This is a genomic window from Mesorhizobium sp. Root552 (genome assembly GCF_001427285.1).
Taxonomy (GTDB): Bacteria; Pseudomonadota; Alphaproteobacteria; order Rhizobiales; family Rhizobiaceae; genus Mesorhizobium.
Window position 1 is genome coordinate 131,032 of record NZ_LMFV01000056.1, and the last position, 13,799, is coordinate 144,830.

The window sequence follows — 13,799 nt, forward strand, 5'->3', positions numbered from 1 at the left end:
GCTGGGAAGATCAGGCCGATGCCTTGTCGATGTACTTCACGGCGTCGCCGACCGTGAGGATCGTCTCTGCTGCGTCGTCGGGGATCTCGACGCCGAATTCTTCTTCGAACGCCATGACGAGTTCGACGGTGTCAAGGCTATCCGCGCCCAGGTCATCGATGAAGCTCGCCTGTTCCGTTACCTTGTCGGCATCAACGCCGAGATGCTCGATAACGATCTTCTTGACGCGCTCTGCGGTGTCACTCATTTGGGCATCCTCGTCTTCAAGTTTGTCTGTCTTCGTTAGCGGTCGGAATGACGCTAATCAAGCTGAAAGATGGTTCTACTGAAAACTCCACACCGGCGAACCGGTTGTTACCCGAACCATCAAGATGCGGGCCAGTTACACGAAAAACCCCGCCGGTCCAAGGCAAAAGGCGAATCCGCCTCCAAGGGTGGGACCGATCCTAGATCATCGCCATGCCGCCATTCACATGGATGGTCTGGCCGGTGATGTAGGCCGCCTCATTCGAAGCGAGATAAGCCACCGCCGACGCCACTTCCGCGCCGGTCCCCATGCGCTTGGCGGGAATCGCCGCCATGATGGCTTCTTTCTGCTTGTCGTTCAGCTTGTCGGTCATGGCCGATTCAATAAAGCCCGGCGCAACACAGTTGACCGTGATGCTGCGGGTGGCGATTTCCTGCGCCAGCGACTTGGAAAAGCCGATCATACCTGCCTTCGACGCACAGTAGTTTGCCTGCCCCGGATTGCCGGTAACGCCGACGACGGAAGTGATGTTGATGATACGGCCATGACGACGGCGCATCATCGGGTGCGTCAGCTCCCGCGTTAGTCGGAAAACAGCGGAAAGATTGATGTCGATCACGCTGTCCCAATCCGCGTCGGACATGCGCACGAACAGGCCATCCTTGGTGATGCCTGCGTTGTTGACGAGGATATCGACGCCTTCCAGTTCCGCTTCCGCCTTCTGGCCAAGCGCCTTGACCTCGTCACGGTCGGCGAGGTTGGCCGGAAACAGCTTTACCCGCTCACCAAGCTCGCCAGCCAGCGTTTCCAGCTTTTCCACGCGCGTGCCATGCAGGCCAACGATGGCGCCTTGGGCATGCAGGATACGCGCAATCGCCTCACCAATCCCGCCGGTGGCACCCGTCACCAGCGCCTTGCGGCCAGTCAGATCAAACATTCCCATCTCCTCAAGAGCGCACCCTTTTCCCGGGTGGGGTCGATTGGATTGCCTCAGCCCAATGCTGCCAGGGCCGCATCGACATCGGCGGCTGTGCCGATGGCACCCACTGCGATATCACGATTGATGCGCCGCGCCAGCCCGGAGAGCACTTTTCCCGCGCCAACCTCGTACAAGGTCGAAACGCCATTGCCTGCGAACCATTCGACGGTTTCGCGCCAGCGGACCCGCCCGGTCACCTGTTCGATCAGCCGGGCGGTTATCACGTCAGGGTCGCTGGTAGGCTCGACCGATACGTTGGAAACCACCGGAACGGCCGGAGCATGTCTCGCCACATTTGCCAGCGCCTCGCGCATCGCGCCAGCCGCCGGCGCCATAAGCGCCGAATGGAAAGGGGCCGAAACCTGTAGCATCAAGGCGCGCTTGGCGCCCTTCTCGGTGCAGATTTTCGCTGCGCGTTCAACGGCTTCCTTCGTTCCGGAGATGACGAACTGGCCACCGCCATTGTCGTTCGCGATCTGGCAGACCGAGCCGTTCGCGGCTTCGGCACACGCGGCTTCCACGTCCGCCTGTTCCAAACCGATGATTGCAGCCATGGCCCCTTCGCCCGGCGCCACCGCAGCCTGCATGGCGTTGCCGCGTATGCGCAACAACCGCGCGGCGTCGGCCACCGACACAAAGCCCGCTGCGGCGAGTGCAGAATATTCGCCAAGCGAATGGCCCGCGACATACGCGACCTTGTCCTTCAAAGAGAACCCCCGCGCCTCGAGCGCCCGGATCGCTGCAAGCGATACAGCCATCAGCGCCGGCTGCGCATTGGCGGTCAGTGTCAACGTCTCTTCCGGCCCTTCCCACATCAGGCGCGAAAGCTTTTCGCCAAGCGCCTCGTCAACCTCTTCGAAAACGCGGCGCGCTTCTGGAAACGCATCGGCGAGATCCTTGCCCATGCCAACGGCCTGGCTGCCCTGCCCTGGAAAAGTGAATGCGATTGCCATGATCAGCCTCCGTCCCTGCTTTCCTTGCGTGTCGCCCATCCCGGCAGTTCAAGTCAAGCCTGCCCTGGCGCAGCTGCACCTGCCAAACGCATATAGACACAAGGCTTTTTTGATCACGCATCGTTAAAATCAAACACGATTTGTTCGCCGGCTCTTCCCAATTTTGCCACAAGCTCTAGCTTTTCGTGACAATGAGGTGACAGTTTCGTGACGCTGCGTGTGGCCGGGGAAGTTGAGTTGGCAAAAAGTGGACGATACGCCCTTGTGGCGAGAAGCGATGACCAGCCTCGCGCAGCGATGGCGGGCATGCGTTATGGCGTAATTACGCTGCTCGCTTCAGCCATCCTGGTGTTTGCTATCGAATGGATATTCCGCGGCGACCTGTGGGGTACCATCGCCTTCTTCGCCCAGCCGTTCAAACCGGGCTGGACCACCATCATCCTGTTCGCACTCATCCTTGTTGGCCTCGATGCCCTGCTCGGCCGCATCTACCAGGGACTTCTGGTGGTTGCGCCGCTTACCCTGACGCTCGCCTTTGTCGGGCACCAGAAGTCGCTTTATCTTGGCGACCCGCTCTACCCGACTGATTTCCTTTACGCCCGCCAGATTTTCGAGCTGATGCCGCTTCTGGTGCGCGAACGGCCGCTGACAGGCATCGCAATGGCCCTTGGCATCGTCGGCGGGCTCACCTTGCTTGTCTATGTCTGGCGGCAATGGCGCCGGCGCGTCTGGGCCATGAGCTACAAGGGACGCGCGGCCCGCTTGCTGCTCACGCTGCCGTTGCTTGCCTTCTTCGTCTCGCTCATGGACTACGCGACGTTTTCCTGGACGCGGGACAGGTTGCAAATCATCCCCATGATGTGGGACCAGAAGGAAAACTACGCCAGCAACGGCTTTGCGCTCGCCTTCGCCCTGAATGTTCCGATGGCGCATGTCACCGCGCCGAAGGACTATTCCGACAAGGCAATCGCTGCGATCCAGAAGCCGACCGTCGCTGCTTCGCTTCCAGACGAGAAGCCCGACATCATCATCGTCATGAGCGAGTCCTTTTGGGACCCGACCAAGCTGCCCGGCGTCGCCATCACTCCGGATCCGATCCCCAGCGTGCGCAAGCTCCAGTCCGGCGAGGTGTTTTCGCCGGAATTCGGCGGCATGACGGCGAATGTCGAGTTCGAGGCCCTGACCGGCTTTTCGAATGCCTTCCTGCCGGCCGGCAGTATCCCATACCAGCAATATGTGCGTGCGCGCGTGCCGTCGATGGCCACGTTCCTGCGCAGCGAAGGATACGAAACGCGCGCCATTCATCCGGGCACGAACTGGTTCTGGAACCGCACGCCGGTCTACGCGGCGTTCGGTTTCGATGAGTTCAAGTCCGAGGAAAATCTTGCGTACATGAAGAAGCGAGGCCCGCTTGCTTCCGACGAGTCGATGACCGACGAGATCATGCGTGAAGCGGACGCGACCGAAAATCCTTTCTTCTTCTTCGCCGTCAGCCTTCAGAACCACGGTCCGTATGAGCCGAACCGCTACGGCGATGCCACCCACAAGGTGAATGCGCAGACCAGCCAGTGGGCGCGCGATTCGTTGCAAAGCTATGCGGAGGGAGCAGCCGACGCCGACCGTAACCTGCAGCGGCTTATCGACTGGGCGAGCAAGCGCGAACGCCCGACCGTTATCGCCTTTTTCGGAGACCACCTGCCGCCGCTCGGCCCGGTTTATGTCGAGACGGGATTCCTCAAGGATAACGTGGCGCCACGCAAAGAATCGGCGGAGAACATGCAGCTCCACCGTGGAACGCCGCTCGTTGTCTGGTCGAACCGCACCGGCCCGGCTGAGAATATCGGCACCGTCAGCCCGTCGTTCCTGCCGCTTCACGTGTTTGAAGCTGCGGGCATCACGCACCCCTACTACACCGGTTTCCTGAAAGACCTTAACAACCGGTATGACGTGATCGACCGCAATCTGCTTTTGAGTGGCGCAGGCCAGGCCACGCCCGATTGGTCGAGGCAAAAGGAAATCGATCCGGCAGTCCGCGATTATCGTTACCTGCAATACGACATGATGTTCGGCAAACATCATGGTGCGCCGGACTTCTTCCCGGAAACCGTGAACAAGCTGGTCGCCCACACGAGTTGAGGCATTGTGCCGAAGGCTTGACTTTTCAGGCGCAATCTTTATGTGTCGCGCCAAGTTTCCGCGTCGGGGCAAAGGCCCATGCAGTTGCGGCTCAACCCCAAGAATACTAACGGATAGAAATCATGGCTAAAGCCGCGAATATCAAGATCAAGCTCTTGTCGACCGCCGACACCGGTTTCTTCTACGTAACCAGCAAGAACAGCCGTACCAAGACGGACAAGCTTTCGTTCCGCAAGTACGACCCGGTTGCCAAGAAGCACGTCGAATTCAAGGAAACCAAGATCAAGTAATCACTGGTTTCAGTGGTGCTGATGTTTCCAAACCCCGGCTTCGAGCCGGGGTTTTTGATTCTAGAGCCGCCTAGACAGATTTTCCAACGGCCTTCTTGCGAATGGCCTTCAGCACCACATCGGCGGCCAGTTCGCCGGCCGGGCGATCAGTGCGCATGCGCCGCCTGACTTCCTCAAATCCCGCAACCTGCCAATGCCGCATGCCGCTATCCGACCACAGCGCCTCGATGTAGCGGGCGAGCGACTGCGGGCGAACATACTCGTTGTACACTTCCGGCACGACCGGGCGATCCGCGATCAGGTTGGGCAGCAGCCCCGACCAAATGGGCACGAATTTTTGCAGGACACGCCCACCGGCATCCAGCTTATAGGTCGACATCATCGGAACGCCCGAAAGGGCCAGTTCCAGCGAGACGGTCCCGGAAGCAATCAGCGCGGCGTCCGCACGTCCATACGCCTGCCATTTCCGATCAGGCTCGATAACGATCTCGGGCTGCTGGTCCCACGCGGAAACCCGCTGGCGCACCTGCTCTTGAACATGTGGCACGGTCGGCAATATCAACCGCAGGCGATGGCCGCGCGCCTTGAGGATCGAGACCGTTTTGCCGAACGGCTCAAGCAACCGGCTTACCTCGCCGTTGCGCGAGCCCGGCAGCAACAGCAAGGTCTTCACGCGGTCGTTCGACAGGTCTCGAGGCGCGGCTTGTGCTTCGGCGGCTTTCAAGACTCCAGCCTCGTGAGTCAAACGATGGCCGACATAGGTGCCGTTTGGCCCTTTGAGGCGTTTCAGCGCCTCGACTTCGAAGGGCAGGATGCACAGAATATGGTCCACGAACTGGGCCATTGTAACGGCTCTGCCGGGCCGCCATGCCCACACGCTGGGGCAGACATAGTGGATGATCGGCATATCGGGCGCTGCCGACCGCACCCTTTTGGCAACCCGCAACGAAAAGTCAGGGCTATCTATAGTGACAAGGCAATCCGGCGCTTCAGCCACGATCGCCTTTGCCGCCTGCCCTATGCGCATCATCAGGCGCGGCAATCCACGCAGCACGGCGCTGACGCCCATCAATGCAATCTCATTGGCGTCGAACAGCGATGAGAGCCCAAGAGCTTCCAGATGCCGGCCGCCCACGCCAACCAGGCGCACTTCCCGCCCGGTGGCCTTCGACAAGGCGCGCACCAGGTCCGCGCCAAGCAAGTCCCCGGATTCTTCGCCCGCGATAACGGCAATCTTCAACGGGCGTTCAGTTGCCATCTTGCGGCTCCCCTGCCCGCAGGCCGATCACGAAAATGCCAAGCGCATTCGCCCGCCTGACCATTTCCGGCCCGTCGAGCACAAGCGAGTGCCCTGCTTGTACCGCGATCCCGGCCAGGCCCGCGGCATGTGCACCATCCACAGTTTGCGGCCCGATCGAAGGGAGATCCGTGCGCATCTCTTGCCCCGGCTTGGCGCACTTGACCAGAACGCCCCTGGTCTTGCCCGCCAGCCGCCCGTGACCGCGCAGGCCTTTTACCCGGTCGAGCAGGCCATCGGTGCCCTCAATGCCTTCAAGCGCGATAGCACGCCCGCCTATCGCGACCGCGCCCTGGCCGATGTCGAGCGCGCCGATAGCCTCCGCGGCCTCATAGGCGGCCTTGATATCGCGCCAATCCGCCTTCTGGGGAGAGGTCTTGGTAAAACAACCCTCGGAAGCAATCAGCTCCGGCACGAGTTCGTGCGCGCCGACCACCTTGGTGCCTTGCCGCTCCAGGTATCGTAGCGCCACCCGCAATAGCGCATCGTCGCCGCGCGTAAGACCGAGCACGATATGAGGCAACATTGCCAAAAGGCCGGCATTCCACCGGATTGCCGACAGACGCGGCCTGCGCTTCACCTCGCCGGCCATCACCATGTGCGTGACGTTGTTGCGCTTTAGCCGCGGAACCAGACTGCCGATCTCTTCAAGACGCATTTGTTCGTGGGGATACTTGCCTAGCGGTCCGGTAGGGTCCGCTTCGCCTTCCAACACCACCACGAACGGCTGATGACCGTTCTCATCAAGATGAGCGGCGATACTGACGGGAAGGTTTCCACCGCCGGCAACGATGCCGACCCTGGAACCGGGGCCAAGCTGAAGTCCCGGCGGACTATCAGTCCTCGTCATCGGGTCCGTCGCCGGCCCCGCCCTTGAGCGGCGGCACCGCATAGTGCCGTTTGCCACGGCTAGTGATGAACTCGATGATCTTCATGGCAATCGGCGAAGCCGCGAACTCGGCCTTGGCCACTTCAATGTTTTCGCCCACTGCATGAGTGCGGTCGAAGATTGTGTTGTAGCACTTGCGCAGCAGGTGGATTTCAGAACGTGGCAGGCCTGCCCGCTTCAAACCGATGATGTTCAGCCCGCGCAGCTTGGCGCGGTTGCCGACGGCGATCGCATAAGGAATGACATCGCCCACGACAGCCGAGCAACCGCCGAGGAATGCGTTGTCGCCCACGCGCACGAACTGGTGCACTGCCGTCAATCCACCGATGTTGACGTTGTCGCCGATCTCGCAGTGTCCACCCAAGGTAGCGCCATTTGCGAAGGTGGCATTTTTTCCAACGACACAGTCGTGGGCGATATGGGCATAGGCAAGGAAGTTGCCATTCTCGCCAACCACCGTCGTGCCGAGGCTGGTGTCGGTGCCTGTGTGCATCGTCACGCCTTCGCGAATGGTGCAGTTCGCGCCAATGACAAGCGTTGTGCGACCGCCCTTGTGCTTGGCGTTCTGCGGCGCAGCACCGAGGATTGCCATCGGGAAAACCTTACTCGACGCACCGATCGTCGTTGCGCCTAGAACAGACACATGGCTGATCAGTTCGACGTTGTCGCCGAGCGTTGCATCGGCGTTGACGTAGCAGAACGGACCGACGCGGACCCCTGTTCCAAGGCGCGCACCCGGTTCGACAACCGCCGAAGGATGAATGACTGTCTGGTTTTCCATAGGCACCTGAATTCTAGCCGTTCTCGACCATCATGGCGGAGATTTCGGCTTCTGCGACCTTTGCGCCATCGACAAGGCCTTCGCAGGCAAATTTGAGAAGATTTCCCCGCTTCTTAATTTTCTTGACGTGAATACGCAACTGGTCGCCCGGAACAACGGGCTTGCGGAATTTCGCATTGTCGATGGTGAGGAAATACACCAAAGACGGCTTCGACGCGCCGACAAGGCGAATGCAGATCGCGCCGGCTGTCTGCGCCATCGCCTCCACGATCAGTACGCCCGGCATCACCGGCTGGTCCGGGAAATGGCCCTGGAAGTGCGGTTCGTTGATGGTGACATTCTTAACACCGACGGCTGAATCGTCGCTGTCTATTTCCACGATCCTGTCGATCATCAGAAACGGATACCGATGTGGCAACAGCTTCATCAGTTCGAGGATTTCGACGGTCTCAAGCGTGGAGCCGGCGGCGTCAGCCATTCTTCTCCCCCTTTGAATGTTTGGTAAAGGCCCGGATCGCCGACAACTCCCGGAAGAAGTCGCGCATTGGCTGCGCCGGCATCCCCGCCCAGCGCTCTCCCGCTGGAATGTCGTACATCAAGCCCGAAGATGCGGCCACCTGAACACGGTCGCCGACCGTTATGTGATCAGCGATGCCCACGCGCCCGCCCAGCATGACGAAGTCGCCCAGCGTAACCGAGCCGGATATGCCGCACTGGCCAGCGATGACGCAGCCTCGGCCGATCCGCACATTGTGGGCGATCTGAACCAGATTATCGATCTTGGTGCCTTCGCCTATGATGGTGTCGGCCATGGCGCCGCGATCGACCGTGGTGTTCGCCCCGACCTCGACATCGTCCTGGATCACGACGCGACCGATCTGGGGCATGCGCTCGGGGCCTTTCGCGCCGGGAACGAAGCCAAACCCATCCTGGCCAACCCTTGCGCCCCCGTGGACGATGACGCGGTTGCCGATCAGGGCATACTGGATGGTCACGCCGGGGCCGATATAGGAATCGCGTCCGATCCGGCACGATATTCCGATGACGGCATTGGGTGCGATAACCGTGCCGGAACCTACGGCGACATTCGGCCCGATGACCGCGCCCGCCTCGACAATCGCACCCGCTTCGATCGTTGCGCTTGGATCAACATGCGCCTGCGGCGACACACCTCGTTCGGACGTCATGGGTACTGGCGTCGATGCGGCTGGAAAAAGCAGGCGGCCGATCATGGCAAACGCTTGCTGCGCCCTCGGATTGACAAGAACTGCAATCCCGGTCGGCGCCTGTTCCGCCAGTTCTACAGGACAAAGCACCGCTGCCGCCCGCAGCGCCGGCATCAGTGCGGCGTTGCGCTTGCCCTCGACGAACACGAGCGCCTTGTCGCCACCATCGGTGGCCGAAGCTATCGTCTCGATAGGCGTATCGGCATAGGCAGGATTGCTCAGCGTCGAACCGGTGAGAGTCGCTACCTCACTCGCCGTGTAGCGACGTGACGGCACAAAAAACACCGGGTCGGTCATTCCAGATCACTATCCAGCTGGATCGGATCACTCCATTCCGGGCGCAATTGCCCGGAAGTGTCGTCACCCACTGTTTAGAAGCGGGTCGAGATGCCGAAGTTGAATTCCTGCACGTCGTCCGTTGCTTCCTTCACGACAGGCACAGCGTAGTCGATGCGCAGCGGACCGAACGGCGACGCCCACATCAAGCCAACACCGACGGATGCACGCCATTCCATATCGGCTCCAGCCACCACTAGGCCGGGCGCGCTAACTTTGCTTCCATAAAGCGTCGCGGCATCGGCAAATACTGCGCCACGAAGGCCAAAGCTTTCTGGAACCAGCGGCATCGGGAACTGCGCTTCGGCGGAAGCGTTGAAGTAGGTTGTGCCGCCGAGATGGTCGCCCGTAGCTGTATCGACAGGACCAATGCCATTGTAGTCAAAGCCGCGGATCATGCGGTCGTTGCTGCGGAAGTGGTCGAATACGCGAAGGCTACTATCGCCAAAGCCCTGGATATGGCCGGCTCCTGCCGAAACCAAGCCAACGATATCCATTTCTTCCGACAGAGTCTGATAGATGGAGGTGCGAGCTGTGAATTTCACGAACTCCGCATCGCCGCCCAAGCCCGCAACCTCGGTGCCGAAATTGGCGTAGATGCCAAAATGCGGGTTCTTCATGTCGTCGATAGTGTTGTAAACCAAATTACCGCTGACCGACGACTTTACCCATGTGCCAGCGGTGATTGCGTCCTGAATCGCAACAGACAATCCGCACGGCGCCGCGCAATCCTCATCGTAACTGTATTCTTCTTGCGAGAGGTTGTAGGCGAGCTGCGTCGAGATATTTTCGGTAATGGGCAGACCAAAACGCACCGTTCCCGCGGTCGTCTCACTGTCATACTGATTGTCGAAGTTGCGCGTCGACTTGGAGATATCGAATCCCGCAGCGATACGACGCCCGAGGAAATAAGGCTCCGTAAACGAGAACGAATAGTCGCGCGAGTGCTTGCCACCGCCAGCCGAGAAGCGAATGAACTGGCCGCGACCGAGGAAGTTGCGCTCGGTGACCGAACCCTGCACGGACGGGCCGGGCGATTCGCCGCCGGTCGAGTAGCCGGCGCCAATCGAGAATTCGCCGGTCGACTTCTCGACCACATCAACCACGAGGATGACCTGATCCGGTTCGGATCCCGGCGCCGTCGAAATCTCGACGCGCTCAAAGTAATCCAAGGCTTCCAGACGCTTCTTCGCGCGCTGAATCAGGACCTGATTGAAGGCGTCGCCTTCGCTGACGTCGAACTCGCGACGAATAACATAGTCGCGCGTGCGGGCATTGCCACGAATCTCGATGCGCTCGACATAGGCCTTGGTGCCCTGGTCGATCGTGTAGATCACCGAAATGGTGTGATTTTCGAAATTGCGGTCGCCGCGTGGCGTCACCTGGGCAAAGGCATAACCCTGGCCGGCAACGCGCTCGGTCAGCGCGATAATGGTGTTTTCGACATCACGGGCATTATAAGTGTCGCCCGTATGTGTCTCGACCAGCGACTCCAGCGACTTGCTGTCGACTTCCGGAATCGAGCTGTCCACGCTGACATCGCCGAACTTGTAGCGCGCGCCTTCCTCCACCGTGATGGTGACGGTGTACTGGTTGGTTGCGTCATCCAGTTCCCCGAAGGCGGAAACGACCTGGAAATCTGCATAGCCGTGATTGTAATAGAAGCGGCGCAGCAGTTCCTCGTCAGCCTTGAGTTTGTCTTCGCTGAACACGTCGTCGCGCATCACGAACGACAGGAAATTGGAGCGCTTGGTGTTGATGACGTCGGAAAGCCGACGACTGCTGTAGGCGCTGTTGCCGACAAAGTTGATGGCAGCGATCTTGGTGCGGCCGCCTTCATTGATGTTGAAAACGACGTTCACGCGGTTGTCACCAAGATCCATGATCTGGCTGGTCACCGTCGCGTCATCGCGGCCGATATTGCCATAAGCCGCCTTGATGGACTCGATGTCGGCATCAACCGCGGCCTGCGAATAGGAGCTGCGCGGCTTCAACTGCACGGCGTTGGCAAGGGCTGCATCCTTGAGCTTCTTGTTGCCCTGGAACAGCACCTGGTTGACGACCTGATACTCGGAAACCGTCACAACCAGCGCAGAGCCGGACTGTGTGATCTGAACATCGGAGAACAGGCCCATGCCGAACAAAGCCTTCACGGCCTCGTCGATGTCGGCGCTGGAAAACGCCTTACCGGGCTTGATCGAGATATTGTTGCGGATCGTGTCGGCATCGATGCGCGAATTTCCACGCACTTCAACTCGGCTGACAACAGCGGCCTCGGCAGCGGAAATGGAGGCCATTTCCACAACGATAGCACCGGGCACAACGAGCGCCGCAGACAAAGCTGCCGCGGACGCGGCGCTCAGAAACTTGGATACTGCCTTCATCGGGCTATATAACCTTTTCTCGTAGTCCCCACGGCGAGAAAACCGGACGTGCGGTAAATTCCCATACCGTATTAACCGGATTTTCCCTACACGCAAGGCTTCTGGTTAATTAGTGTTTACTTCGCCTTCCGGCGTTGCTTTCGCGTCACGCATATCCCCAGCCATGGTAAACGACGTCTCAATGCGGGCGACGAAGAGTTGGAATTTGTTCATGATTTCAGCACCCAAAGAGGTCGTTCCAAAATACGAAGGCCATGAAGGCAAGAACCAGCAGCATGCCCGTACGGTAGACCGCCTCCATCATCCGTTCCGAAACGGGACGCCTGATGACCGCTTCAATGGCATAAAACATCAGATGCCCGCCATCGAGCGGCGGAATCGGCAGCAGATTTAAAATACCAATGCCGACGGACAGCAACGCGACCAATTGAACCAACCAGTCAAAACCCAACCTGGCGGCTTGGGCGGACATGCCGGCAATCTTTACCGGGCCGCCCAACTGGCACTTGTCTTCGCGCCCGACCGCGAATCGCGTGAGAAATTGCCCGGTGCGCTCGACGATATGTCCGGTCTCCTCGACCGCCGCCCCGATTGCGCCTATCGGACTGTAGGTAATAAGCCTCGGCTGGCCCAGTTCCTGGTTGTTAACGACGCCGATGACCGCAACCTTGATCTTGTTGCCGAGCGCATCTTCCTGCTCCATCGGCTGGGGCGTTGCCACCAGGCTGACCTCGGCGCCGTTGCGCAACATGACAAATGTCAACGGGTCGCCTGCCCTGCCGGACACCAGGCGCTGCACGTCGGCAAAGGTATCGACCTTCTCGCCATTGACGCTGACGAAACGGTCGCCCGGTTGAATGCCTGCTACTGCAGCCGGGCTGTCCGGGTTCACCGATGCCACCATCGGTTCCGCGACGTAGCGCCCGTGTATCGAAAACAGCACGGCGAAAACCGCTATCGTCAAAAGGAAATTGAACGCCGGCCCGGCAAACACCGTGGCTGCACGTTTCCAGACCGGCTGGGTGTGGAAAGCAACCTTGCGCTGGGCTTCATTCAGAGCCGCGATCTCATCTGAACTGGGCTGGCTCGAGCTGGCGTTCATGTCGCCGACGAACTTGACATAACCACCAAGCGGAATGGCGCAAAGCTTCCAGCGGGTGCCGCGCCTGTCGTTGAAGCCAATGAGTTCCGGTCCGAATCCGATTGAAAAGGCATTCACCCCGATGCCGCAGGCGCGGCCGACAAGGTAGTGTCCCATTTCATGAACGAAAACGACAACGGTCAGCACGAAAAGGAACGGCACCAAAGTGCCGATCACAAAACCCTGCGTGCTGAACAGCGCATGTAAAAGCTCGTTCAAATTCCGTCCTCAACTCACCCGACAAGCCGGCGGCTGCCTGACTGTGGCTTGAAAACCGGCAAATCCGTGGCGGCTTTCGTTGGCCCCGAACTCGCTCAACCCGCAAACAATCCATGAGCCGGATTGTCGGCCGACGCTGCCAGACACCCGATCACGTACAGGGCAAATGCCGCCACAACAAGCCCGTCGACGCGATCCATCACACCTCCGTGCCCAGGAATGATCTGGCTGGAATCCTTGCGGCCATGCCGGCGCTTGACCCAGGATTCGAACAGGTCGCCGGCCTGAGAGACAATCGACAGCACCAACGCAACCACGGTCAGGAACGTCAGGTTTTCCGCTCCAGCCGCCACAGCCACAACAAGACCGGCGACGACACCGCCAATCGTGCCGCCAAGTGCGCCGCTTTGCGTCTTGCCGGGCGAAATGGAAGGCGCAAGTTTCGGCCCACCCACGGCGCGGCCTACGAAATAGGCTGCGATATCGGTTGTCCACACCACTGCAAACAGGAACAGGATTGCGAGCAGGCCCGGTTGATCGCCGTCGCGCAGGTAGGCAAGCGAGAAACCGGAAAGCGCAGCATAGGCTAAACCGGATGCATCCCATTGCCCCGCCCCGCGCTGCGCCGAAGAGGCAGCAGCGATGATCACAGCCAAGGCAATGCCGACCAGAAGCATCGGCGCCGGTATTCCAACAACCAGGGCCAAAAGCAAAATGACCATCAGTGCTTCGGGCAAAAGACCGATGCCTGTTGCCGGTAAACGGCGGGACATGCGGGTCCATTCATAAAATACCGCGCCAGCGATAACTGCCGAGAGCAGCCTGAACGGCAGCCCGCCGAGCCATGTCAACACCAGCACAACGGCGGCCATCACAATGGCGGACATGATCCGGAGTTGCAGGTTGCTCACGGCTTTACCG

Annotated in this window: 13 protein-coding genes; 2 read left to right on the forward strand and 11 right to left on the reverse strand. The window is 59.8% G+C overall.

Annotated features, from left to right (window positions below; genetic code table 11):
- Positions 1-10 precede the first annotated feature (10 nt).
- From ASD50_RS18255 to fabD, 3 genes are all read right to left on the reverse strand, one after another.
- Positions 11-247 (reverse strand): acyl carrier protein, encoded by a 237-nt coding sequence (locus ASD50_RS18255; protein WP_006203723.1) that lies wholly within the window; start codon positions 245-247, stop codon positions 11-13.
- Between the two features lie 199 nt (positions 248-446).
- Positions 447-1,184, reverse strand: coding sequence for a 3-oxoacyl-[acyl-carrier-protein] reductase (gene fabG, locus ASD50_RS18260; RefSeq protein ID WP_056244261.1), 738 nt, complete (start codon positions 1,182-1,184; stop codon positions 447-449).
- Positions 1,185-1,237: 53 nt separating this feature from the next.
- Positions 1,238-2,179 (reverse strand): ACP S-malonyltransferase, encoded by a 942-nt coding sequence (gene fabD, locus ASD50_RS18265; protein ID WP_056244780.1) that lies wholly within the window; start codon positions 2,177-2,179, stop codon positions 1,238-1,240.
- Between the two features lie 237 nt (positions 2,180-2,416).
- Here fabD and ASD50_RS18270 point away from each other — a divergent pair, with 237 nt between their 5' ends.
- Positions 2,417-4,315 (forward strand): LTA synthase family protein, encoded by a 1,899-nt coding sequence (locus ASD50_RS18270; RefSeq protein WP_413813906.1) that lies wholly within the window; start codon positions 2,417-2,419, stop codon positions 4,313-4,315.
- 122 nt (positions 4,316-4,437) lie between these two features.
- Positions 4,438-4,605 (forward strand): 50S ribosomal protein L33, encoded by a 168-nt coding sequence (rpmG, locus tag ASD50_RS18275; RefSeq protein WP_006201775.1) that lies wholly within the window; start codon positions 4,438-4,440, stop codon positions 4,603-4,605.
- Positions 4,606-4,675: 70 nt separating this feature from the next.
- Here the strand turns inward: rpmG and lpxB are convergent, their stop codons facing one another.
- The 8 genes from lpxB to ASD50_RS18315 all read right to left on the reverse strand — a co-directional run bounded on the left by lpxB (position 4,676) and on the right by ASD50_RS18315 (position 13,789).
- Positions 4,676-5,863 carry a lipid-A-disaccharide synthase gene (gene lpxB / locus ASD50_RS18280; protein ID WP_056244265.1) on the reverse strand — a complete coding sequence of 396 codons (1,188 nt, stop codon included), beginning with the start codon at positions 5,861-5,863 and terminating at the stop codon, positions 4,676-4,678.
- Positions 5,853-6,752, reverse strand: coding sequence for an LpxI family protein (locus ASD50_RS18285; protein ID WP_056244268.1), 900 nt, complete (start codon positions 6,750-6,752; stop codon positions 5,853-5,855). The genes lpxB and ASD50_RS18285 overlap by 11 nt, the downstream gene beginning before the upstream one ends.
- The gene (gene lpxA / locus ASD50_RS18290; RefSeq protein WP_056244271.1) at positions 6,739-7,572 is read right to left on the reverse strand and encodes an acyl-ACP--UDP-N-acetylglucosamine O-acyltransferase; all 834 of its coding nucleotides are present in this window, start codon (positions 7,570-7,572) and stop codon (positions 6,739-6,741) included. Before lpxA ends, ASD50_RS18285 begins: the two co-directional genes overlap by 14 nt.
- Positions 7,573-7,585: 13 nt before the next feature.
- Positions 7,586-8,050, reverse strand: coding sequence for a 3-hydroxyacyl-ACP dehydratase FabZ (gene fabZ / locus ASD50_RS18295; RefSeq protein ID WP_056244274.1), 465 nt, complete (start codon positions 8,048-8,050; stop codon positions 7,586-7,588).
- Positions 8,043-9,095 (reverse strand): UDP-3-O-(3-hydroxymyristoyl)glucosamine N-acyltransferase, encoded by a 1,053-nt coding sequence (gene lpxD, locus ASD50_RS18300; RefSeq protein ID WP_056244275.1) that lies wholly within the window; start codon positions 9,093-9,095, stop codon positions 8,043-8,045. The genes fabZ and lpxD overlap by 8 nt, the downstream gene beginning before the upstream one ends.
- Before the next feature lie 74 nt (positions 9,096-9,169).
- On the reverse strand, positions 9,170-11,518 hold the full coding sequence (gene bamA / locus ASD50_RS18305; RefSeq protein ID WP_056244278.1) for an outer membrane protein assembly factor BamA: 2,349 nt from the start codon (positions 11,516-11,518) through the stop codon (positions 9,170-9,172).
- 217 nt (positions 11,519-11,735) lie between these two features.
- Positions 11,736-12,878, reverse strand: a complete 1,143-nt coding sequence (gene rseP, locus ASD50_RS18310; protein WP_056244280.1) for an RIP metalloprotease RseP — start codon at positions 12,876-12,878, stop codon at positions 11,736-11,738.
- 95 nt (positions 12,879-12,973) lie between these two features.
- Complete coding sequence (locus ASD50_RS18315; RefSeq protein WP_056244785.1) at positions 12,974-13,789, reverse strand: phosphatidate cytidylyltransferase; 816 nt, start codon at positions 13,787-13,789, stop codon at positions 12,974-12,976.
- Positions 13,790-13,799: the final 10 nt, after the last annotated feature.

What these genes read in the sequence shown, in the direction of transcription:
- fabG (WP_056244261.1), bottom strand. Translation starts at nt 1,184, where the DNA reads ATGTTTGATCTGACTGGCCGCAAGGCGCTGGTGACGGGTGCCACCGGC.
- lpxB (WP_056244265.1), bottom strand. Translation starts at nt 5,863, where the DNA reads ATGGCAACTGAACGCCCGTTGAAGATTGCCGTTATCGCGGGCGAAGAA.
- ASD50_RS18255 (WP_006203723.1), bottom strand. Translation starts at nt 247, where the DNA reads ATGAGTGACACCGCAGAGCGCGTCAAGAAGATCGTTATCGAGCATCTC.
- fabD (WP_056244780.1), bottom strand. Translation starts at nt 2,179, where the DNA reads ATGGCAATCGCATTCACTTTTCCAGGGCAGGGCAGCCAGGCCGTTGGC.
- lpxA (WP_056244271.1), bottom strand. Translation starts at nt 7,572, where the DNA reads ATGGAAAACCAGACAGTCATTCATCCTTCGGCGGTTGTCGAACCGGGT.
- rpmG (WP_006201775.1), top strand. Translation starts at nt 4,438, where the DNA reads ATGGCTAAAGCCGCGAATATCAAGATCAAGCTCTTGTCGACCGCCGAC.
- bamA (WP_056244278.1), bottom strand. Translation starts at nt 11,518, where the DNA reads ATGAAGGCAGTATCCAAGTTTCTGAGCGCCGCGTCCGCGGCAGCTTTG.
- lpxD (WP_056244275.1), bottom strand. Translation starts at nt 9,095, where the DNA reads ATGACCGACCCGGTGTTTTTTGTGCCGTCACGTCGCTACACGGCGAGT.
- fabZ (WP_056244274.1), bottom strand. Translation starts at nt 8,050, where the DNA reads ATGGCTGACGCCGCCGGCTCCACGCTTGAGACCGTCGAAATCCTCGAA.
- ASD50_RS18285 (WP_056244268.1), bottom strand. Translation starts at nt 6,752, where the DNA reads ATGACGAGGACTGATAGTCCGCCGGGACTTCAGCTTGGCCCCGGTTCC.